Source organism: Specibacter sp. RAF43, from assembly GCF_052114065.1.
Taxonomy (GTDB): Bacteria; Actinomycetota; Actinomycetes; order Actinomycetales; family Micrococcaceae; genus Specibacter.
On record NZ_JBFREA010000010.1, the window covers coordinates 1 to 21,682 of the forward strand.

The 21,682-nt window shown below is 66.9% G+C and carries 21 protein-coding genes and 1 pseudogene; 16 read left to right on the forward strand and 6 right to left on the reverse strand.

Annotation, left to right across the window (positions count from 1 at the left end):
* Positions 1–450 (reverse strand): hypothetical protein (locus tag AB4Y80_RS06995; RefSeq protein ID WP_442213075.1); only part of this gene is annotated, 450 nt, incomplete at its 3' end.
* On the reverse strand, positions 432–842 hold the full coding sequence (locus AB4Y80_RS07000) for a hypothetical protein (protein WP_442213077.1): 411 nt from the start codon (positions 840–842) through the stop codon (positions 432–434). The genes AB4Y80_RS06995 and AB4Y80_RS07000, both read right to left, overlap by 19 nt.
* 836 nt (positions 843–1,678) lie before the next feature.
* On the opposite strand from AB4Y80_RS07000, the pseudogene AB4Y80_RS07005 reads away from it, so the two are divergent.
* A pseudogene (locus AB4Y80_RS07005) lies at positions 1,679–1,912 on the forward strand (C40 family peptidase); the annotation flags it as partial.
* Positions 1,913–1,929: 17 nt separating this feature from the next.
* Here AB4Y80_RS07005 and AB4Y80_RS07010 read toward each other — a convergent pair.
* Entirely contained in the window at positions 1,930–2,619 is a 690-nt protein-coding gene (locus AB4Y80_RS07010; protein ID WP_442213354.1) for a hypothetical protein, read from the reverse strand.
* 49 nt (positions 2,620–2,668) lie between these two features.
* On the opposite strand from AB4Y80_RS07010, the gene AB4Y80_RS07015 reads away from it, so the two are divergent.
* The 9 genes from AB4Y80_RS07015 (at position 2,669) to AB4Y80_RS07055 (ending at position 13,484) form a co-directional block, all read left to right on the forward strand.
* On the forward strand, positions 2,669–4,351 hold the full coding sequence (locus tag AB4Y80_RS07015; protein ID WP_442213079.1) for an ABC-F family ATP-binding cassette domain-containing protein: 1,683 nt from the start codon (positions 2,669–2,671) through the stop codon (positions 4,349–4,351).
* A 103-nt stretch (positions 4,352–4,454) separates the two neighbouring features.
* The gene (locus AB4Y80_RS07020; protein WP_442213081.1) at positions 4,455–5,702 is read left to right on the forward strand and encodes an MFS transporter; all 1,248 of its coding nucleotides are present in this window, start codon (positions 4,455–4,457) and stop codon (positions 5,700–5,702) included.
* Between the two features lie 594 nt (positions 5,703–6,296).
* On the forward strand, positions 6,297–7,274 hold the full coding sequence (locus AB4Y80_RS07025) for an ATP-binding cassette domain-containing protein (RefSeq protein WP_442213083.1): 978 nt from the start codon (positions 6,297–6,299) through the stop codon (positions 7,272–7,274).
* Between the two features lie 41 nt (positions 7,275–7,315).
* Positions 7,316–8,101: an ABC transporter permease gene (locus AB4Y80_RS07030; RefSeq protein ID WP_442213340.1), complete on the forward strand. Its 786-nt coding sequence runs from the start codon at positions 7,316–7,318 to the stop codon at positions 8,099–8,101.
* Between the two features lie 150 nt (positions 8,102–8,251).
* Positions 8,252–9,199 (forward strand): ABC transporter ATP-binding protein, encoded by a 948-nt coding sequence (locus AB4Y80_RS07035; RefSeq protein ID WP_442213084.1) that lies wholly within the window; start codon positions 8,252–8,254, stop codon positions 9,197–9,199.
* Positions 9,200–9,204: 5 nt separating this feature from the next.
* Positions 9,205–10,110 (forward strand): ABC transporter permease, encoded by a 906-nt coding sequence (locus AB4Y80_RS07040; protein ID WP_442213086.1) that lies wholly within the window; start codon positions 9,205–9,207, stop codon positions 10,108–10,110.
* A 47-nt stretch (positions 10,111–10,157) separates the two neighbouring features.
* Positions 10,158–11,456, forward strand: coding sequence for a sensor histidine kinase (locus AB4Y80_RS07045; RefSeq protein WP_442213088.1), 1,299 nt, complete (start codon positions 10,158–10,160; stop codon positions 11,454–11,456).
* A gap of 17 nt (positions 11,457–11,473) precedes the next feature.
* Entirely contained in the window at positions 11,474–12,160 is a 687-nt protein-coding gene (locus tag AB4Y80_RS07050; protein WP_442213342.1) for a response regulator, read from the forward strand.
* Between the two features lie 43 nt (positions 12,161–12,203).
* Complete coding sequence (locus AB4Y80_RS07055; RefSeq protein ID WP_442213091.1) at positions 12,204–13,484, forward strand: M18 family aminopeptidase; 1,281 nt, start codon at positions 12,204–12,206, stop codon at positions 13,482–13,484.
* On the opposite strand, the gene AB4Y80_RS07060 is transcribed toward AB4Y80_RS07055, so the two are convergent.
* Positions 13,481–14,131 (reverse strand): DUF1345 domain-containing protein, encoded by a 651-nt coding sequence (locus tag AB4Y80_RS07060; RefSeq protein ID WP_442213093.1) that lies wholly within the window; start codon positions 14,129–14,131, stop codon positions 13,481–13,483. The genes AB4Y80_RS07055 and AB4Y80_RS07060 overlap by 4 nt on opposite strands.
* 182 nt (positions 14,132–14,313) lie before the next feature.
* Between AB4Y80_RS07060 and rpsF the strand changes: the two genes are divergently transcribed.
* The 4 genes from rpsF (at position 14,314) to rplI (ending at position 16,070) form a co-directional block, all read left to right on the forward strand.
* The gene (gene rpsF / locus AB4Y80_RS07065; RefSeq protein ID WP_442213095.1) at positions 14,314–14,619 is read left to right on the forward strand and encodes a 30S ribosomal protein S6; all 306 of its coding nucleotides are present in this window, start codon (positions 14,314–14,316) and stop codon (positions 14,617–14,619) included.
* Positions 14,620–14,682: 63 nt separating this feature from the next.
* Positions 14,683–15,282 (forward strand): single-stranded DNA-binding protein, encoded by a 600-nt coding sequence (locus AB4Y80_RS07070; protein ID WP_442213097.1) that lies wholly within the window; start codon positions 14,683–14,685, stop codon positions 15,280–15,282.
* A gap of 83 nt (positions 15,283–15,365) precedes the next feature.
* Positions 15,366–15,605 carry a 30S ribosomal protein S18 gene (rpsR, locus tag AB4Y80_RS07075; RefSeq protein ID WP_005273147.1) on the forward strand — a complete coding sequence of 80 codons (240 nt, stop codon included), beginning with the start codon at positions 15,366–15,368 and terminating at the stop codon, positions 15,603–15,605.
* 15 nt (positions 15,606–15,620) lie between these two features.
* Positions 15,621–16,070 carry a 50S ribosomal protein L9 gene (gene rplI, locus AB4Y80_RS07080; RefSeq protein ID WP_442213099.1) on the forward strand — a complete coding sequence of 150 codons (450 nt, stop codon included), beginning with the start codon at positions 15,621–15,623 and terminating at the stop codon, positions 16,068–16,070.
* A gap of 66 nt (positions 16,071–16,136) precedes the next feature.
* Here rplI and AB4Y80_RS07085 read toward each other — a convergent pair whose 3' ends face one another.
* Positions 16,137–16,613, reverse strand: coding sequence for a DUF1801 domain-containing protein (locus tag AB4Y80_RS07085; protein ID WP_442213100.1), 477 nt, complete (start codon positions 16,611–16,613; stop codon positions 16,137–16,139).
* A 556-nt stretch (positions 16,614–17,169) separates the two neighbouring features.
* Here AB4Y80_RS07085 and dnaB point away from each other — a divergent pair.
* Complete coding sequence (gene dnaB, locus AB4Y80_RS07090; protein WP_442213102.1) at positions 17,170–19,770, forward strand: replicative DNA helicase; 2,601 nt, start codon at positions 17,170–17,172, stop codon at positions 19,768–19,770.
* On the opposite strand, the gene AB4Y80_RS07095 is transcribed toward dnaB, so the two are convergent.
* Positions 19,750–20,679 carry a DMT family transporter gene (locus tag AB4Y80_RS07095; RefSeq protein WP_442213104.1) on the reverse strand — a complete coding sequence of 310 codons (930 nt, stop codon included), beginning with the start codon at positions 20,677–20,679 and terminating at the stop codon, positions 19,750–19,752. The genes dnaB and AB4Y80_RS07095 overlap by 21 nt on opposite strands.
* 72 nt (positions 20,680–20,751) lie before the next feature.
* On the opposite strand from AB4Y80_RS07095, the gene AB4Y80_RS07100 reads away from it, so the two are divergent.
* Positions 20,752–21,681, forward strand: coding sequence for a LysR family transcriptional regulator (locus tag AB4Y80_RS07100; protein WP_442213106.1), 930 nt, complete (start codon positions 20,752–20,754; stop codon positions 21,679–21,681).
* Position 21,682 lies beyond the last annotated feature (1 nt).

Below are 21,682 nucleotides of genomic sequence, written 5' to 3' on the forward strand. Positions count from 1 at the left end.
TGGTCCAGGATGGTCCAGGAGGGTGTGGGCGCGGCCGCGGCCGATCGCGTACAGGGCCATGATTTCCGCGTCCGCGTAGCGGGAGCGGTAGGCGGGGTCGGTGGCGGGGTCTTCCCCGGCCAGGGGCGGGCGGCGGGTGGCGAAGACGGCCAGGGCGGTGGCTTCCCGGCCCCGGGCCCAGGCCGCGAGCCGGTTCGCCGCGTGCACGTAGTCCAGCAGGTCGTTTTCGCCCAGGGCCGCCGGGTCCAGGCCGGCCAGGGCGTCCGCCCCGGGGACCGGGGACCACACCACCCCGGCCGGGTTGTGCGGTCGGGGTGCGGTGGGCAGGTCCGGGACCGCGGCCCGCAGCATCCGCACCCGGGCTCCCACCCCGGGCCCGGGCCGGGAGAGGGCCGGGTCAGCCTGGCCCGGATCCGCCCACGGCGCGGGCATCACCGGCACCGGAAACACCGACCCACCCTCACCGGACGCGCCCGCACCGGGGACGGACGGAACAGGGACGGCGTCGGGGACGTCCTCGGCGGTCTCGGGGTAGTCGGCGGGGGCGGGGTAGTCGTCGGCGGGGCGGTAGCGATGAGGCGGGCGATGTCGGCGTCGCTGAGTTCGGCGCCGGGGTCCTCCTCGGCGAAGGAGCCGGCGGCCAGGTGCCAGGCCAGTTCCGCGGCGCTGAAGCCGGCCCAGGGCTCGTGTGCGAGGGGGTCGGTGGCGATCAGGGCGGCCAACTGATCATCGGTGAGCCGTGGCTCATCGTCCTCCGGCCGGCGGCCGGGGTGTTGATCCAGATGCGACGGTCCGGTGGGGGTGGAGTCCCCGCTGCTACCGGGCCGATCCGTCGTGCCCATGATCCCACCTTACCCACTTTGTTCTAGTTATGGAATAGCTTCACGTATTTATCTTCTATATTGCTGTTTCCCCGGCCCGGCCCCGTCCGTGGTCCCCGGGGTTGTGGCGTCGCCCGGCCCCCGGAGTCGACAACCCGGTGGCATCGATTCTGCCCGCCGGGACCGACACATCCGGCACACCCGCAGGAGCTGCCAGCTCAACAGTCCCGGATCCCGGCAGGCGCACCTACCCGCAGGAGCTGCCAGCTCAACGGGGCCGGCGGATCAACAGGGCCGACCGGCGAGGGCTCCATCGACGCAACTTTTTGCCCGCGAACCACTGTTCCAAGCCTGCCCCCGGGCGTAGGCTCTGGCATACCGTTTGCAAAGTTGCAGGAGAACTCCACGTGCCGACTTCACGAGATGAGCTTCCCCGGAATTGTGCGTTTCAGGAGCGTACGAGCGGTTCGGCTGCGGCCGATTTGGTTCCGCCGGCTTCCGAATCCGGGCCGGTGCCGGGGCGCGCATTTCAAGTCGGGCTGGCCGTAGCGTGCACAATGTTGGCGGCCGGCGGATTCATCGGGGCCGGCTTGGTCGACACGTCCCCTGCGGATGCGGCCGCCGCTGCCCGAACTTTGCAGTCCGTTCCAAGGGTCAGCCCGGCCGGTTCATCTACTCCTGATTCCCTCGCAGCAGGGGATCTCCAATTCCAAGTGCAGTTCGCGAGCTCGCTGCTGCTATCCAAAATGCCGCCGGTCAGGCAGGTGCTCGATCTGACGGGGCCCGGGAACACACTGAACTTCGCCTGGTCCCTCGGGCGCGACCCCGGGGTCCGAACGGAACTTTCGACCGCTGCCATGTCCCTGGTGCGCCAGGAAATTGTGGCGGCCGCCTACCGGGGGCTGGGCCACRGCTACGTTTGGGGTGGGACGAGTTTTGCCAACGGGTGGGACTGTTCCGGGTTTGTCCAGTGGGCGTATGCGCAGGCGGGCGTCGCCCTGCCACGCACGGAACAGTGGCTGCCCATGGTGGAAACCAGCAACCCGCAGCCGGGTGACTTGGTGGTGCAAAACCCCGACGGACCCAACCATTGGTCCCACGTCGGCATTTACATCGGCAACGGCCACATGATCAGCGCGCTCAACCCATCCGTGGGCACCATCCTGCACACGCCCGAAGCCACCAGCAATTCCTGGAAGTACTTCACGATGCCCGGCTTTGCGGCCCAGGACAAGGCGGCGCAAGATAGGTCGGCTACGGACAAGTCGGCCCAGGCGACGGCTGACCCAAACGCCAAGACGGCGACGCCAAACCGCACGGAGTCGCCAAGCGTTGCGTCCCAGCCCTCGCCGACGGCCACGGCAACTCCGTCCCCGACGGCAACGGCAACACCCACGGCAACGGCTTCGCCAACCCCAACGCCAACACCAACGCCAACAACAACGGCAACGCCCACGCCGTCGGCAACGGCAACGTCGGGGCCGTCTCCTACGGTTTCACCGACACCCAGGCCAACACCGACACCAACTGAAACGCCAACTCCGTCGCCAATACCCACGGCAACACCGTCGCCAACGGCAACGGCAACGGCAACGCCAACGCCAACGGCAACGGCAACGCCGTCGCCAACCGCAACGATGGATAGCACAGCGTCGCCGACCCCTGCGGCCACCGAGCCGGCCGAGGCGTCACCAACGCCCTCATACGCGTCCACCCACGCAGCGCAGCGGGCGGCCACACAATAGTTTCCGGCACCTCGCAGAATCACTTCCCCGGCCACCACCCTCGCGGCCCTCATGCTCGTCTGCCATTCCATGGAGGACCCGCAATGATGGGAGGATTGATGCGTGGGACATATCGACGTGGCAAACATTGACTACTTTCTCTCCGACGGCCGACAGCTGCTGAACGGGGTGAATTTTCGCGTCTCCGACGGGACCAAGACGGCCCTGATCGGACCGAACGGCACGGGCAAGACCACCCTGCTGCGCATCATCTGCCAGGACATCAAGGCCGATGAGGGCGTGGTCTCCCGTTCCGGCAGCATGGGGGTGATGCGTCAGTTTGTGGGTCAGGTCCGCGACGAGAGCACCGTGCGGGACCTGCTCCTGTCGGTTGCCTCGGCCACCATTGCCGCGGCCGGAAAAGCCGTCGACGACGCCGAGCTGGCAATGATGGAGCGCGACGACGAACCCACCCAGATGGCCTACGCGCAGGCGATCGCCGACTGGGGCGACGTGGGCGGGTACGAGATGGAGACCACGTGGGACGAGGTCACCATGGCCGCGATGGGCATGGATTTCTACGCGGCCCAGTACCGGAAGGCCTCCTCGCTCAGCGGCGGCGAGCAAAAGCGCCTGGTCCTGGAGGCACTGTTCTCCGGCCCGGATGAACTGCTCCTGCTGGATGAGCCGGACAACTATCTGGACGTCCCGGGCAAGCGCTGGCTCGAAGCAAAAATGGCGGAGTCGGAGAAATCCGTGCTGTTCGTCAGCCACGACCGGGAGCTACTGGCAAACGCCGCCGACAGGATCGTCACGCTGGAGCCGGGCATCAACGGCGCCTCCAGCTGGACGCACGGCGGGGGTTTTGCCTCCTACGTGAAGGCCCGCGACGACCGCAACGCCCGGTTCGAGGAACTGCGCAAGCGCTGGGACGAGGAGCACGTCAAGCTCAAGGAACTCGTCATCATGTACAAGACCAAGGCGGCGTTCCGCTCCGACATGGCCAATCGCTACCAGGCCGCGCAGTCGCGCCTGGCGCAGTTTCTGGAGAAGGGGCCGCCGGAGGCCCTGCCCATTGAGCAGAACGTGAAGATGCGGCTCAAGGGCGGGCGCACGGCCAAGCGCGCCGTTGTGGCCACGAAGCTGGAGTTAACCGGGCTGATGAAGCCGTTCAGCACGGAGGTGTGGTTTGGCGACCGTGTCGGCGTCCTGGGGTCCAACGGGTCCGGGAAGTCACACTTTCTGCGCCTGCTCGCGGCCGGTGGCTCGGATCCGGACAAGGAACACGAACCCGTGTCCGACGTCGACATTGCGCACGTACCGCACACCGGTTCCGTAAAACTTGGCGCCCGCATCCGGCCCGGCTTCTTTGCCCAGACGCATGCGCGGCCGGATCTTTTGGGCCGGTCACTGCTGGATATTCTGCACCGCGGCGACGAGCACCGGTCCGGGCTGGGCCGCGAAGCCGCCGCCGGGGCATTGGACCGTTACGGCCTGGCATCCAGCTCCGAGCAAAAGTACGATTCGCTTTCCGGGGGCCAGCAGGCGCGCTTCCAGATCCTGCTGTTGGAGCTCTCCGGCGCCACGCTGCTGCTGCTCGACGAGCCCACGGACAACTTGGACCTGCATTCCGCCGAGGCGCTGGAGAAGGCCATCGATTCGTTTGAGGGCACCGTGCTCGCTGTCACCCACGACCGCTGGTTTGCCCGCTCCTTCGACCGGTTCCTGGTCTTCGGCACCAACGGCGAGGTCTACGAATCCGATGAACCCGTCTGGGACGAAGAACGCGTGGAGCGGGCCCGCTAGGCAAAACGGCAGCCCGCGCCGCGGGGTCGAGGGCGTGCGGCCGCCACGAACACTGCCGCCACAAACGCGGCCGCCACGAACACTAGAGTGGCAGTAACAACCCATGACCCTCTCGGAAGTGAAGGGCAATCCCGCCATGAATCAGCTCGCGGTCCGCCGCGCCACTGTTGCCACATTTGTCATCTTCGGCGTCAACGGGCTGGCCTTTGCCAGCTGGGCGGCGCGAATCCCGGCCGTCACCAGGATCCTGGAGCTGACCGCCGGGCAAATGGGCTGGCTCCTGTTGACCATTGCCGCCGGTTCCGTCATTGCCCTTCCGCTGGCCGGGACGGTGGTGGCGAAGATCGGCACCGCCAACGCCGTGCGGGTGGGCGGCCTCACGTCTTCGGTGGGCGGGCTGGTCATCGCGACCGCGCTGGTCTTCGGCTCAGTTCCCGCCACGGCCGTGGGCCTATTCTTTTTTGGCGCGGGGATCGGCGTGTGGGACGTGTCGCAAAACATCGAGGGCGCGGACGTGGAACGCCACCTCGGCCGGACCATCATGCCGGCGTTTCATGCCGGATTCAGCGCCGGCGCGTTCGTCGGCGCCGTGCTGGGCGCCGGATTGTCGGCCATGAATGTCAGCCTGCCCGGCCACTTGTTCGCCATCGTGGGGCTGGTAATCGTCGTCATGTTCACGGTGCCCCGCCACTTTCTCCCTGGTATTTACGGGACCAAGCCGTCTGTGGTGGTGGATACCGGGGCGCCGAAACCCCCGGCGGCCAGGGGGCGCAGCGCGTGGTCGGAAAACCGCACGCTGCTCGTGGGACTGGTGGTCCTGGGCGCCGCCCTGACCGAGGGCGCCGCCAATGACTGGATCGCCAAGGCCACGGTGGACGGGATCGGCGCCACGGAATCCGCCGGGGCCATCATGTTGGCCGTATTTGTGGCCGCCATGACCACCGTTCGATTCCTGGGCGGTCGCTTCATCGACGCGTACGGGCGCGTTGCCGTCCTGTACGGCAGCCTGGGCGCGGCGCTGGCCGGGCTGGTGCTCTTTGTGCTGGCCCCCAACATCTGGCTGGCCGGGGTGGGCGCCATATTCTGGGGTGCCGGCGCGGCGCTGGGCTTTCCCATGGGCATGTCTGCCGCCGCTGACGACCCGGCGCGCGCCGCCGCCCGCGTCTCCGTGGTTTCAACGGTCGGCTATGTGGCGTTCCTGGCCGGTCCTCCGCTGCTGGGTTTCCTTGGCGACCAGGTCACGGTCCGCTGGGCGCTGCTGGCGATCGGCGTGGCCATCATCGCCTCCCTCCTGACGGCCCCGGCGGCCAGGCCGCTGCCCAAGTCGGCCTACGAGGGCGCGGGCGCGTAAGCCGCCTATATACGGCTCAAGGCATTTATTGCCCACGATGGCCCAGAGCTGCAGGGTCAGCCCGGCCCCGAGGAGCGCCCCGGCCATCGTATCGGGGAGCCAGTGCGCACCCGGGTACCTGCGGCTGTACATCATGGCAACGCTGAGAATCACCCCTGATCCAGATCCACACGCGTCCCAGTACGACGGCGGTTGTCACCGCCGCTGCCACGGTGGCACTAACATGCCCGGACGGGTATGAACCGGAATCCACCGGGACCAGCCACTCCCGCGGCCGCACCCGTCCCACCGTGAACTTGATCAGGTGGGTGGCTCCCAGGGTGCCGAGGTTCGCGCCGGCCGTGAACAAGGCCAGCCGGCGATGCCGGATGAGCAGGGCCAGCGCGGGCAGGCTGGCCCACAATAACGTCCGGAGCGACCATCGCAGCGGCCGGGGCGCCGGCGCCGCAGGAAGGGAAAGGCGCATCCAACCATTCCAATGACGGAAAAAGTGGGCCGACCTCTTCCGGCAACTGGGCCGGGCACATAGTCTGGCGGGGTGACACGTGGACGCGGGTCGCCGCCACGGGACCCCCTAATGGTTAAGGGCATTCGATGGACATGATTGAAGCGTCCGGGCTGCGCAAAACGTACAAGGCCAGGGGCGGCGCCGTTCATGCCTTGGACGGCATGGACCTGACGGCCCAGCAAGGCACCGTGAAGGCGATCCTGGGGCCCAACGGGGCGGGCAAGACCACCGTGGTGAAGGTGCTGACCACCCTGATTCGCCCGGATGCGGGCACGGCGTTTGTGCACGGCATCGACGTGAGGGCCGATCCGCAGGCCGTCCGGCGCCTCATCGGCGTCTCGGGGCAGTATGCGGCCGTCGATGAAAACCTCACGGGATTCGAAAACCTGGAAATGGTTGGCCGGCTGTACCACCTGGGCCGGGCCACCGCCCGAACCCGTGCCGCCGAGCTCATCGAGCTGTTTGAGCTGTCCGAGGCGCAGTCCCGGCCCGTCAAGGGGTTCTCCGGCGGCATGCGGCGCCGCCTGGACCTCGCCGGGGCGCTGGTCATCCGCCCGCGCGTGCTGTTCCTGGACGAGCCCACCACCGGACTCGACCCGCGCAGCAGGCTGGCCATGTGGGACGTCATCAAGCGGCTCGTGGCGGACGGAACCACCCTGCTGCTGACCACCCAGTATTTGGAGGAAGCGGACCAGCTGGCGGACCACATTTCCGTGGTGGACGACGGAAAGGTCATCGCGAACGGGACGGTTGACGAGCTCAAGGCCCAAATTGGCGGGCACCGGGTGGAGGTGACGGCTGTTGATGAACGGGACATGAGCGCCGTCGTCGCCGTGCTGACCCGCTATGCGGCGGGGGAGCCGGCCGAGGAATCGGACGCCCGGACCGCGCACGTCCGGGTGGCATCGGGCCCGGATGCCCTGCACGGGGTGCTGGGTGACTTGAAGTCGGCCGGCATTGAACTGCACGACGCCGGCATCCGGCGCCCCACGCTGGACGACGTCTTCCTCAAGCTCACCGGCCACGTGGCGGAGAAGGAAGAAGACGTGGAGGTGTCCCCGTGACCGCACAGGCCCTGAGCCCACACGCGCCGGGCGCGGCCGCCATGTGGCTCTCCGATGGGTGGATGATGACCTGGCGGAACCTGATCAAGATGCGCCGCTCCCCGGACATGGTCATTTTTGCCGTGCTGCAGCCCATCATGTTCGTGGTGCTGTTCAGCCAAATCTATGGCGGGTCCATTTCCGTCCAGGGCACCGACTATACCCAGTACCTGATGGCCGGAATCTTCGCCCAAACGGTGGTCTTCGGGGCCACGTTCTCCGGGGCGGCCATGGCCCAGGACCTCAAGGACGGCATCATTGACCGGTTCCGGACCCTGCCGATGAGCGGCTCCGCCGTGCTCATCGGGCGGACCAACTCGGACCTTGTGCTCAACGCCATATCCATGGTCATCATGATGGCCACCGGGTTTGTCGTGGGCTGGCGGGTCACCACGCCCTGGTCCCACTTCCTGGCCGGCTTGGGATTGTTGATGCTCTTCGCCTATGCCTTCAGCTGGGTGATGGCGCTGCTGGGCATGAGCGTGCGGTCCCCGGAGGTGATCAACAATGCCTCATTCATGATCTTGTTTCCGCTGACGTTCATCTCCAATGCGTTTGTGCAGTCCAGCAACCTCCCCACGCCCCTGCGCATCTTTGCGGACTGGAATCCCGTCTCCGCCCTGGTCCACGCCGCACGGACGCTTTTTGGCAACCAGGGCACCGCCCCCGTCCCGGACGCGTGGACCATCCAACATGCCGTCCCCACGGTGGTCATCGGCGCCATCGTGATGCTGTGCATCTTTGTCCCGCTGTGCATCCGCAAGTTCGCCTCCATCAGCACCCGCTGACCCGCCGGTCATCCCAAGGGACGACCCTGAATCAACCCTGATTCATCCCTGAGAGAGACGCAATGGCGCCCGGCGCACCGTACCGTGGAGGGTAGGCCGCGGCCAATGTGCCGCACGCAGCTTTCCACAGTCGCCTGAAGGGGTATCCACATGATCGAGGCAGTAAACCTCGCCAAGCACTACGGTGCCAAGACGGCGGTTGACGGTGTCACATTCACCGTCAGCCCCGGGATGGTGACGGGCTTTTTGGGCCCGAACGGCGCCGGAAAATCAACCACCATGCGCATGATCGTGGGGTTGGACAAGCCCAGCGCAGGGTCGGTGCGGGTCAACGGCAAGCACTATGCCGAGCACCGCGATCCGCTCCACCAGGTGGGTGCGCTGCTGGACGCGAAGGCCGTGCACACCGGCCGCAGCGCCTATAACCACCTGCTGGCCATGGCGGCCACGCACGGCATTCCGACCAAGCGGGTCCACGACGTCATCGACATGACCGGGCTGGCGGCCGTGGCCAAGAAGAAGGCCGGCGGCTTTTCGCTGGGCATGGGCCAGCGGCTGGGGATTGCCGCCGCCCTGCTCGGGGATCCGCAAACCCTGATCCTGGACGAGCCCGTCAACGGCCTGGACCCCGAAGGCGTGCTGTGGGTGCGCAATCTGGCCAAGCACCTGGCCGGCCAGGGCAAAACGATCTTTCTCTCCTCCCACCTGATGAGCGAAATGGCGCAAACCGCCGACCACCTGATTGTGATTGGGCGCGGGCGGATCATCGCCGACGCACCCATCGAGCAAATCCTGGCCGGCGCCCAACAGGCCAAGACCCGGGTCCGGACCGCCGACGTCGTGCGGCTGGGCCAGCTGCTGGCCGGGGACGGCGTGCGGGTTGACAGCCTGGAAAACGAAACCCTTGAGGTTGCCGGGCTGGATTCGCGCCAGATTGCCCAGATCGCCCTGGAGAACCGCGTGCTCGTCTATGAGCTGACCCCCCTCACGACCTCCCTGGAGGAGGCCTACTTCGGCCTGACCAAGGACGCCGTGGAGTACCAATCACATGAATTCGCGGATGCCGAACCCGCGCCCGTTGTCACGAAGGGACACTGAAGATGATGAGCACGACGACGATTCCCGCTCCGTCGCGGGCCGGCGCGGACTCCCTGTCCTTCCCGGGGGTCCTGCGCAGCGAGTGGATCAAGTTCCGGTCCCTCATGTCCACCCGGCTGCTGCTGCTTTTCACCTTTGTGGCCGTTGTGGGCGTTGGCACGCTGGCCGCCTGGCTGCGCGGAACCATCATCGAAACCTTGATGGAATCCGGCCCCGGGGGCCCGCGCGAATCCGGCGCCCCGGCCGGTCCGAAGATGACCATGGACCAGGCCATTGAGGCGGCCAACTCCCAGGGCATCACCATTTACGGGGTGCCCATTGCCGGGCTGCAACTGGGCATCCTGGTCCTGGGCGCCCTGGCCGTGCTGCTCATCGCCTCGGAGTTCGGCACCGGGATGATCCGCTCCACCATGACGGCCGTGCCCAAGCGGCTCCCGGCGTTCTTCGCCAAGGCCATCGTGCTGGTGGTGGTCTCCTACATGGTGACCCTGCTGGCCGCCATTGCCACGTTCCTGATCTCCATCCCGATCCTGAACTCCTACGGCATCGAGATGTCGCTGGGCCGTGACGGCGTGCTGTACAGCATCTTCATGGGCGGCGTGTACGTTGCCGGCGTCGCCCTGGCGGGGCTTTCCCTGGGCACGCTGATCCGCAACTCCGCCGGCGGCATCGTCGTGCTGGTGGCCCTGTTCTTCCTGCTGGAGATCGGCACGTCGCTGCTCGGGCTGGTCCCCGGCGACTTCTGGAAGTACGTGGGCCAGTACGTGCCCAGCGCGGCCGGCGGCCGGATGCTGGAGATCGGCGACAAGGCGGCCTACATCAGCCCGCTGTCCGGCGGATTGATCTTCCTGGCCTGGATCACCGCACTGACGGTCCCGGCCGTCATCTCCCTCAAGACCCGTGACATCTAGGACGGCCAAAAAAGTCCGGCTGCCACAAGGCTTCTAGACTGGCTTCCATGCGCACACACAGCCAGGCGGGGGCTGCGGAACGAACGGCCGCAACCCCCGCCGACATCCCGGCCTCCGAGATGCCCGCGGCAGGCAGGGGCGCCGAGGAATTCTCGGCCCGCCGCCGCGGCCTGATGCGCCGCTACCTGTACAACCACCCGAGGGTCATGGACCTGATGGTGGTTGCGGCGTACCTGCTCGCCGGCTCCGCCACGTTCCTAAGCCCGCTCACGGCCCGGCTGCCGGTGCACGCCGCCCTGATGCTGGCCGGGGCCGTGGTGCTGATGTTCCGCCGCAGCCGGCCGCTCACCGTCCTGGCCGCCCTGTCCGTGCTGGAGGTCGTGAGCATCATCCTGGTCCCGACCTCGGGCAATATCGGGACCAGCCTGTGGTTTGGCCTATACGCGGTGGCCGTCACGTACCGCTCCGTCTTCAGCTTCGTCATGGCCGCCCTGGCCAGCTTTCCACTGGTCGCCTACATGCTCTTCTTCTACCAGTATCCCCGGGAATACCTGCTCGCGGACGGTCCCTCCGCCACCGCAAGCAACATCATCAGCGTGATCGTGCTGCTGCTGACCAATACCGTCGCCACCGGCGTCGGGGCGTCGGTGCGCCGCGGCCGCGAACACGAGGCGGAACTGCGTTCCTGGGCGATCAGGAACGCCCAGCTTGCCTCGGTCGCCGAACGGAACCGGATCGCCCGGGAAATGCACGACGTCGTCGCCCACTCGCTGACCGTGATGGTGGCACTGTCCGACGGGGCCGCCGTCGCGGTCAAGCGCAACCCCGAGCAGGCGGGGGAGGTGCTGGGCCGCCTCTCCGAAACCGGGCGGACCGCGCTCTCCGACATGCGCCGGGTGCTCGGGGTGCTGCGGGACGACGCCGGCAGCGACGGCCGGCGCGCCCCGCAACCGGACCACAGCGACCTGCGCACCCTCGTCGACGGGTTCCGGCAGGCCGGGCTGCCGCTGGTGGTCACCCAATCCGGGCCGTCCCTGCCCGAGGACCCCGCACTGGCCCTGACCGTCTACCGGATTGTCCAGGAGTCGCTCACCAATGTGCTCCGCTACGGCACCTCCGTCTCCCGGGTGCAGGTGGTGATCGGCCTCGACGCCGGGACGGTGCGCATTCAGGTCTCCGACGACGGGCACGGCTCCGTCGACGCGCCGGTGGGCGCCGGGCAGGGAATCGTGGGCATGCGCGAACGGGCCGGCATCTTCGCCGGGACGGTCGACGCCGGGCCCTCCCCGGGCGGCTGGACGGTCGAGGCGCTGCTGCATCTGTCCGAGGGAACCGAAAAACCATGACCAGCGAAAGTGACGCGATGAACGTGACCGCACCGATTTCAGTGCTGCTCGTGGACGACCAGCCCCTGCTGCGCATGGGATTCCGGCTCATCCTGGAGGGCGAGGATGACCTGAGCGTCGTGGGGGAGGCCGCCAACGGCGTCGAGGCGCTGGCCGCCGTGGACCGCCTCGACCCGGACGTGGTGCTGATGGATGTGCGCATGCCCGTCATGGACGGGATCGAGGCCACCGCGAAGATCGGCGCATCGGACTCCGAGGCCCGGGTCATCATCCTGACCACCTTTGACCTGGACGAATACGCCTTTGCCGGCCTGCGGGCCGGCGCCAGCGCCTTCCTGCTCAAGGACGTGGCACCGACGGAACTGGTCAAGGCCGTCCGGCTCGTGGCCAGCGGCGACGCCGTCGTGGCCCCGCGCATCACGGCGCTGCTGCTGGAGAACTTTGTGCGCTCGCAGCCGGAGCGGGCCCCCGCACCGCGCGATCCGCTCCTGGCGGACCTGACGCCGCGCGAACTGGAAGTCACCCACGCCATTGCCCAGGGCCTCTCCAATGCCGAAATCGCGCACCGCCTCTTTCTGTCCGAGGCAACCGTCAAGACCCATGTGCGGCGGATCCTGACCAAACTGCACTTGCGCGACCGGGTCCAGGTGGTGGTCTACGCCTACGAAACGGGCCTGGTCACCCCGAGCAACCCGGACTACTGACGCGGGCGCCGCGTCGTGCGGCCGATGATGGTTGAATCGAGGTATGACTTCCCTTGAACACATCCAGGACCTCGGAGCCTTCATTGAGGCCTCGCCGTCGAGCTATCACGCGGCGCACGAGGCCGGCCGGCGGCTGACCGCGGCGGGATTCACCCGGCTGGCGGAGTCCGCCGAGTGGCCCGCGCGCGGGCGCCACTTTGTCATTCGCGACGGCGCGATCATCGCCTGGGTGGTGCCGGAGGCGGCCACGGCCACCACGGGGTTCAACATTGTCGGCGCGCACACCGACTCGCCGTCGTTCAAGCTCAAGCCCAAGCCCACCACGGGCCGTTTTGGCTGGCTGCAGGCCGGCGTGGAGGTGTACGGCGGGCCGCTGCTGAACTCGTGGCTGGACCGGGAACTCCAATTTGCCGGCCGGCTCGTGGACCTGGACGGCACCGAAACCCTCGTGGCCACGGGGCCGCTGCTGCGGTTCCCGCAGTTGGCCATCCACCTGGACCGGGCCGTCAATGACGGCCTGAAGCTGGACAAGCAACACCACATGAATCCGGTCTGGGGCCAGGGCCATCCCGGCCGGGAGGACCTCCTCGGGCTCCTGGCCGCGAAGGCGGGGGTGGAGGCGGCCAGCATTGGCGGATACGACATCCTGGTGGCCGACACCCAGCCGGGACAGGTATTTGGCGCCTCCAACGAGTTTTTTGCGGCCGGCCGCATGGACAACCTGACGTCCGTCCATGCCGGATTGACGGCCCTGATCAATGCCGCCGACACCCATGCCCTCACGGGGTCCGTCATTTCCGTCCTGGCCGCCTTTGACCACGAGGAGATCGGCAGCGGATCCCGCTCCGGGGCGTGCGGCCCCTTCCTGGAGGACATCCTGACCCGGGTCTCGGACGGCTTGGGCGCCTCGGTGAGCGAGCGCCGTCGGGCCTTCGCCAACTCCTTCGCCGTCTCCGCCGATGCCGGCCACGCCGTCCACCCGAATTACTCCGACCGGCACGACCCCGCCAACGTGCCGGTGCTAAACGGCGGTCCGCTGTTGAAGATCAACGCCAACCAGCGTTATGCCACGGACGCCACGGGGGCCGCGATCTGGGCCGGGCTGTGCGCCGCCGCCGGGGCGCCCTACCAGGAGTTCGTCTCCAACAACGACGTCCCGTGCGGCTCGACGATCGGCCCGCTCACCGCCACGCGCCTGGGCATCCGCACCGTGGACGTGGGCACGCCGCTGCTGTCCATGCACTCGGCGAGGGAGCTGTGCGGGGTGGAGGACCCGTTCCATCTGGCCCGCGTGGCGGAGACGTTCTTCCGCACCGCCCTCTAATGGGCGAGGCTGACCACCAGGTTGATGGTGGTGGCCAGGATGCCGGTGCCGAAGAGAAACGCGAGCAGGCTGTGCCGAAGCACCGCCGATCGCATGGCGCGGCTGGAGATGTTTGTGTCCGAGACCTGGTAGGTCATGCCCACGCTGAACGACATGTACGCGAAGTCGGTGTACTGCGGCGGATCATCCTGGTTGAAGTCGATGCCCCCGGGTGTGCCGGCGTAGTACACCTCCGCATAGCGCAGCGTGAACAGGGTATGCACCAGCAGCCACGACATCCCCGTACATGTCAGGGCCAGCAGGGCCAGCAGCAGCCGGCCGCCGCCGGCGACGTCCGTGCTGCCCACCATGACCAGCACGACGGCGGCCAGCGACCCTATCGCCGCCAGCAGGATCAGCAGGTCCGAGGTGCTTTGGCCGGGGTCCTCCTCCTGGGCGTGGGCTGCGGTGCGGGCGGGGTCCATGGGCGCGATGGCCAGCCAGACCCAGACGTTGTACACCAGCGCGGCAACCGCCCATCCCGCGGCGGGCGCGTACTCCCAGGCGCTAAAGATTCCGGTCGCGGCGGCCGCCACCACGCCGCAGGCCAGCATGCCGACCAGGCGGAGTCTGCGGTGTCGGGCCCGCTGCGAGCGTGGGGAGTCCATGAGCTGATCATGCCACGGTGGACCGGGTCCGTGCCGTCGTCGTGCTTACGGTAAGATGGAGAAGTCTGTGCTGGCGCCGGGCCGGAACGCAAGATCCGGTCCGTGGGTCCACGGACACCGCAAATGAACCTCCTGTTACGGAAAGACCGTAACCGCCTAGCCCAAAGGAGGTGGGTTCACATATGCGTCCTTACGAATTGATGGTAATCATCGACCCCGAGGTCGACGAGCGTACCGTTGAGCCGTCGCTTCAGAAGTTCCTCAATGTCATCACCACCGATGGTGGAACCATCGAGAAGGTTGACATCTGGGGCCGTCGCCGCCTGGCTTACGATATCCAGAAGAAGTCTGAAGGTATCTACGCAGTAGTGAACTTCACTGCTTCTCCGGCTACCGCTCAGGAACTTGACCGCCAGCTTGGCCTCAACGAGACCATCCTGCGCACCAAGATCACCCGTCCGGAAGAGCAGAAAGTGGTTGCCGAGTAATTTCGGTCAACAACTCCACAGTTCTTACCCCGTAGGAAACCACCAAGCAGGAAGTAGGAGAAGATGGCAGGCGAAACCACCATCACGGTCATTGGCAATCTCACCAGTGATCCGGAACTGCGGTTTACACCGAGCGGTTCAGCAGTGGCGAACTTCACCATTGCGTCGACTCCGCGTACCTTTGACCGCCAGTCCAACGAGTGGAAGGACGGCGAAACGCTGTTCTTGCGTGCGTCGATCTGGCGTGAAGCGGCCGAGAACGTGGCGGAGTCCCTGACCAAGGGAACCCGCGTGATCGTCTCGGGCCGGCTGAAGTCGCGGACCTACGACACCAAAGAAGGCGAAAAGCGCACCGTCATGGAGCTTGAGGTCGACGAGATTGGCCCCTCGCTGCGCTACGCCAACGCAAAAGTCAACCGCACCCAGCGCTCCGGCGGTCAGGGCGGCGGCTTCGGCGGCGGCAATGCAGGCGGCACCTTCGGCGGCGGCAACGCTGCCGGCGGCCAGGGCGGTTACGGCGGCAATTCCGGCGGAGGAAACTTCGGCGGCAATGGCGGCCAGCAGCAGCCCCAGGCGGCACCGGCCAACGACCCCTGGGCCACGCCCGGTGGCGGTTCGTCCGGTTGGGGTGCGGGCCCGGATAGCTCCGAGCCTCCCTTCTAACAAATCATGTGCGGCAACCGCCGCACGCACACCATCCCGCGGATTAATATCCACGGGCTCCACGAATACTAAGGAGCTCCACGATGGCTAAGGCTGAACTCCGTAAGCCCAAACCAAAGTCCAACCCCTTGAAGGCTGCTGACGTCACCGTCATCGACTACAAGGACGTAGCATTGCTGCGCAAGTTCATCTCTGACCGGGGAAAGATCCGTGCACGTCGTGTCACGGGCGTCACCGTCCAGGAGCAGCGCAAGATCGCCCAGGCAATCAAGAATGCCCGCGAAGTTGCATTGCTGCCCTACTCCGGCGCTGGCCGCGGTTAAGGGAGATAAATACACATGGCAAAGCTCATTTTGACCCAAGAAGTAACCGGCCTCGGTGCCGCAGGTGACCTCGTCGAGGTGAAGAACGGTTACGCACGTAACTACCTTCTGCCCCGCGGGTTCGCCCTGACCTGGTCCAGGGGCGGCGAGAAGCAGGTTGAGTCCATCAAGGCTGCCCGCGTCGCCCGCGAGCACGCTTCCGTGGAAGCTGCCGCGGAGCAGGCTGCCGCTCTGTCCGCCAAGCCGGTCACGCTGACCGTCAAGGCCGGCGAGTCCGGACGCCTGTTCGGCACCGTCAAGGCCGAAGACGTCGCGAAGGCCGTTGAGGCTGCCGGTCTCGGCAAAATCGACAAGCGCAAGGTGGAACTGCCCGCCCACATCAAGTCGGTTGGCAAGTACACGGCCAACGTTCGTCTGCATGACGACGTTGCCGCCGTGATCGACCTGAACGTGGTGGCAGGCTAACAGCCCGCCCGACGCGTCAGCCGGAAGGGCCGGGTTCCGCAAGGAATCCGGCCCTTCCGGTCTTAATCAGTGTTTTTGCGACTGCAGCGATTGCATGTCCGAGGTGGTCGCATGGCGGTAGGACATGCTGATGAGCTGGCGCAGCACGTCCAGGTCGATGTCCGCCAGCTTGTTGACGTACACACAGGCGACACTGCTCTTGAACTTGCCCAGCTTCTCCAGCAGCGGCCGGGCCGCGGGCGGGTAGGTCAGGCCGTAGATCACCAGGTTCGCCTTCCTGGGTGAAAATCCCGCGGCGGGCGCGTCGCCTTCCCGCCCCGACGCATACTTGTAGTGATAGGCGCCAAAACCGATGATGGTCGGCCCCCACATGACGGGCGGCTGCCCGGTTTCCTCCTGCATCATGCGCAGGAGCACGTGGGCGTCCGCGCGACGCACGGCCGACGTGTCCACGGTGTTGATGAAGTCGACGACGTCCGCCGCGGTGGCCTCCGTCGTGTTGGCGTTGCTCGGTTTGGACACCCCGGCTTGCGGTGCGCTCATGGCCTGCCTCCTTCTGGTTGACCCAAGCCTAGTGGGTGCATGGGCTCGGTGGGTCGGGGGCGGACCGGCCGGCCACGGCCCATCCAGGGGTGGGGAACATGCCGGCGCGCGTATAAGCGCAGGTCAGCGTGTTCGGGCCGGCTGACAATTCACAGGTGGGGCGTGAATCTGTGGATATCGCTAGGATACCGCCAGCGATATCCCTGTTTTGTCGCCTTGTCAAGAGGCGGGGTGTGGGTGAGAGTTGCCACAAAGATTCTTTTTCTCCACAGCCGGTGTGCAGTGTTTACGCAGGTCAGAGCGGGTTTTGGGCGGCGGCCCAGCTCTTATCCACATGGTTATCCCCATCCTGTGCACAAGCTATGGCACTTAATGCACAAGTTATCCACAGGGCGGGGTTGGTAGTTGTCCACAGACCGTCTAACGTTGCACACGATCCCCTCTGCAAACGGCAAGCAATGTCGTTATCTGCTGGTAGGACGGGAGCAAGCATTCCAGGCGGGACCATGGGGTTTCGACGATGTCAGGCCAGCAGGCAGAAAGAGGACACAAAAGCATGTCAGCGCAAATGGTTGAAGCGGTCGGTGCACCGCGCGAGCCGGACTTTGCCCGGACCCCGCCGCAGGACCTTGTCGCGGAACAAAGCGTTCTGGGCGGCATGATGCTCTCGAAGGACGCCATTGCCGACGTCGTGGAGGTGTTGCGCGGCAACGACTTCTACCGCCCGGCCCACGAGAGCATCTACGAGGCCATCCTGGACCTCTACGGCCGGGGCGAGCCCGCCGACGCCGTCACCGTGGCCGACGAGCTGACCAAGCGCGGTGAAATCGCCAAGTCCGGCGGCGCCGCCTACCTGCACCAGCTCATCCAATCCGTGCCCACCGCCGCCAACGCCGGCTTCTATGCCGAGATCGTGGCCGAGCGCGCCGTGCTGCGCCGGCTGGTCACCGCCGGCACCAAGATCGTCCAGATGGGCTACGCCCAGGACGGTGAGGTCGAGGACGTGGTCAACGCCGCCCAGGCCGAGATCTTCAAGGTTGCCGAGCGGCGCTCCAGTGAAGACTATGTGGTCCTCAAGGACGTCATGGAGTCCACGGTTGATGAGATCGAGGCGTCGGGACACAAGGGGCAGGGCCTGACCGGCGTCCCCACCGGCTTCTACGAATTTGATGAGCTCACGAACGGACTGCACCCGGGGCAGATGATCGTCATCGCGGCACGGCCGGCCGTCGGGAAGGCCCTGGCACTGGACACCTTGCTTGCCACCCCTACAGGGTGGACCACCATGGGCGAGGTCAGCGTGGGCGACTCCGTGCTGGCGGCTGACGGCACGCCCACCGTGGTGGTGGCCGCTACCGAGGTGATGCTGGGTCGGCCTTGCTTTGAAGTGACGTTCGATGACGGCAGCGTCCTCATTGCCGACGCCGAGCACCAATGGCTCACCGACACCCGGTCCTCGCGCAAGTCCGCCCGGGCCGCCAATCCGCGGATCGCCCCGAGGGTGCGCACGACAGCCGAAATCGCGGCGACATTGCGATGTGCCACCGCCGATCAGCGGCTGAACCACTCGATCCAAAACACGGCGGCCCTGGACCTGCCCACCGCGGAACTGCCCATCGGTCCCTATACGCTGGGCGCCTGGCTGGGCGACGGCGCATCGGCGTCCGCACGCATCACCAACATGGACGAGGAAGTCCTGATGCGGATTTCCGGCGAGGGCTACGTGCTCAAGCCGGTTGCGAACCTGACATACAGCATCCATTTGCCCGTCGAATCATTCGTGTTCGCCGGCGTTTGCGTGGTCTGCGGTACGCCGTTCAGCAACAAGCTGCGCCAGGTTCGCACCTGTTCCCAGGACTGTGGGCGCAGGGCGCGCTGGACCACGGACGCCGTGCCGCAGCCGACGTGCATCGATTGCGGGGTTGCCTGCTCCGGTGGGTTGCGCTGTGAGCCGTGCCGACTTGACCACGGCTCATTGCAGGCCTTGCTCCGTTCCAACTCACTTCTGGGCCATAAGCACATTCCAGCGGCGTACCTGCGGGCCAGCGCGGCCCAACGCCGAGCGCTGCTGGCCGGACTGCTCGACACCGACGGCACCGTCACGTCCAGTGGATGCGCCCAATTCACCGTGACGAGCCGTCGCTTGGCCGACGATGCCCGCGAACTGATCCACAGCCTCGGGTACCGGTCCGGGTGGTCGGAAAGGCGGGTGCACGGACGCAGCGAGGAATCCTCGACGGCCTACACGATCACGTTTGCCACCGACGACGTCGTCTTTGGCCTCTACCGCAAGCAGCTGTTGCACAAGGAACGCGACGCCCGGCCGACCCCCAAGCGCACCCAGCGTTTCATTACGGCCGTACGTCCCGTGGAGTCGGTGCCGGTCAGATGCATCCAGATTGCGCACGAGAGCCATCTGTACCTCGCCGGTCGCTCCTTCATTCCTACGCACAATTCTACGTTCGCACTCGATTGGGCCCGCTCGGCGGCCATTGACCACAACATGGCCACCGTGGTGTTCTCCCTGGAAATGGGCCGCAACGAGCTCGCCATGCGCCTGCTTTCCGCCGAGGCCACCATCAGCCTCCAAGATCTCCGCAAGGGCACGGTCAAGGACGATCAATGGTCCAAGATCGCCACCACGATGGGACGGATGAACGACGCACCGCTGTTCATCGATGACTCCCCGAACATGTCCCTGATGGAAATCCGGGCCAAGTGCCGCCGCCTCAAGCAGCAGCACGACCTCAAGTTGGTCATCCTGGACTACCTCCAGCTCATGTCCTCGGGCAAGCGGGTGGAGTCCCGCCAGCAGGAGGTTTCCGAGTTCTCGCGTGCGCTGAAACTGCTGGCCAAGGAACTGCAGGTGCCCGTTGTGGCCCTCTCGCAGCTCAACCGGGGCTCAGAACAGCGAACCGACAAGAAGCCGATGGTCTCTGACCTGCGCGAATCCGGATCGATCGAGCAGGATGCCGACATGGTGATCCTGCTCCACCGCGAGGACATCTACGACAAGGAGTCGGCGCGCGCCGGCGAGGCCGACGTCATCGTGGCCAAGCACCGCAACGGTCCGACCAAGACGATCGTTGTCGCCTTCCAGGGGCACTACTCGCGGTTTGCCAACATGGCCAACGACTCAGGTGGCGGCGGGTACTAGCGGGGATCCCACACCGGACTCCGACTGCCGGAACCGGGCCTCGATGCGCCGGCCCGCGTGGCAGCCGAGCAGAATCAACACGGCCCCGCAGGCGCCGGGCCAGCCCAGCCGCTCGCCGGCAAGGACAATGCCCGCGAGCACGGCCCAAACGGGCTCCGTCCCCATCAGCAGGCTGGCGCGGGACGCCGACGTGCGCCGGACGCCCCACAACTGGACCAGGAACGCGAACACGCCGGCGGCCAGGCCCAGGTACAGCACGCCAAGCCAGTCGGCCGGCCCAAACGCCGCGGCCGCGGCGAGAGTGCCCGGCGGATCCAGCGCCGCCGCCAGCAACGCGCAGACTCCCGACTGGATGAGGGTGACCGTGATGGAACTGTACGGCCGATCCCGCGTCAGCGCCCCCAACAACGTCACATGCAGGGCCCGCACCGCGGCCGCTGCCAGCATGAGGATATCGCCGGGGTTGGGCGCCCGGAACCCGTCCCCGGACACCAGCAGAGCGACGCCCACCACGCTCACCGCGGCCGCCACAAAAAACCCACGCGGCAGCCAGCGGCGGGTGGCCGCGGCGTCCAACAGCGGGGTGAAGATGATCGTGAGGCTGATGATGAGTCCCGCATTGCCGGCGCGCGTCTGCGCCACGCCGTAGGTCTCCAGCAACAGCACGGCCGCCTGGGTCAGGCCCAGGAGAACGCCCGTCCACAGCTCCGCCCGCCCCGGCCGCCGCCGCACGCGCCACACCCACAGCGCCCCCAAGGCGGCGGTCGCCGGCACGAACCGCCACGCCAGCACCGCCGGCACCGACGCCACCACCGTGAGGTCCTTGGCCACCAGATAGCTGCCGCCCCACACGACGGCGACGGCCAGCAGCGCCACGTCCACGCCCCAACGATTGAGAAAATTCTTCACACCTCCATGCTTGACCCCCGGAAGCATCAGAACAAGCTGTCAGTTTCATCAGCTATGCATTAGTTTGGACTAATGGAAATCGGTCAGTTGCGGGCCCTCCGCGAGGTTCAGGCGCGGGGAAGCATTGCCGCCGCCGCCCAGGCACTGCACGTCACGGCGTCGTCCGTTTCGCAGCAAGTCTCGGCACTGGAGCGCAAGGCGGGGACGGCGCTGACCTACAAGCTGGGGCGCCGCACGGCCCTGACCCCCGCCGGGCTGGCGTTGTCCCGCGCGGCCGCGGACGTCGAAGTGGCCCTGGCCCGGGCGGACGCCGCCGTCGAACGGTTCCGGGACGACGCCGGCGCCCCCGTGAGCGTCGCGGCCTTCCACAGTGCCGGGCTGGCCCTGTTCAGCCGGCTGGAACAGGCGGTGACGGAGGCCGCCGGCCCCCGGCTCGGCTTCGCCGACCAGGACGTGGCGCAACAAGATTTTCCGGCGCTGACGGCCGACTACGACCTGGTGATCGCCCACCGGCTGGCCAGCAGCCCGGTGTGGCCGCCCGCGGTCCACGTGACGCCGCTGGCCTTTGAGCCGCTCGACGTCGCCGTCGGCGCCGGGCACAGGTTGGCCCGGCGCACCCGCCTGACCCCGGCGGACCTGCGCGGCGAGCGGTGGATCGCCGTGCACCGGGGGTTTCCACTGGAGGGGGCCATTGAAATGATCGGCTCGCTGGCGGGGGAGGAAGTGAGCATCGGGCATCGGATCAATGAGTTCTTCGTCGCGGCGTCGGTGGTGGAGCGCGGCAACTGTGTCTCCCTCATGCCCCGCTACACGGTGAACCGCCGGCTCTTTCCCCACTTGGTGCTCATTCCGCTGCGCGTACCGCAGCTGGGCCGCCGGATCGACATTCTGGCCCGGCCCGAGGCGCTGGAGCGTCGCGGCGTGCAGCAGGTGGTGGCGGCGCTGCGCTCCGTCATGGCGGAGCTGGTGGACGCCGCCGGCCCCGGCACGCCGATACGCTAGT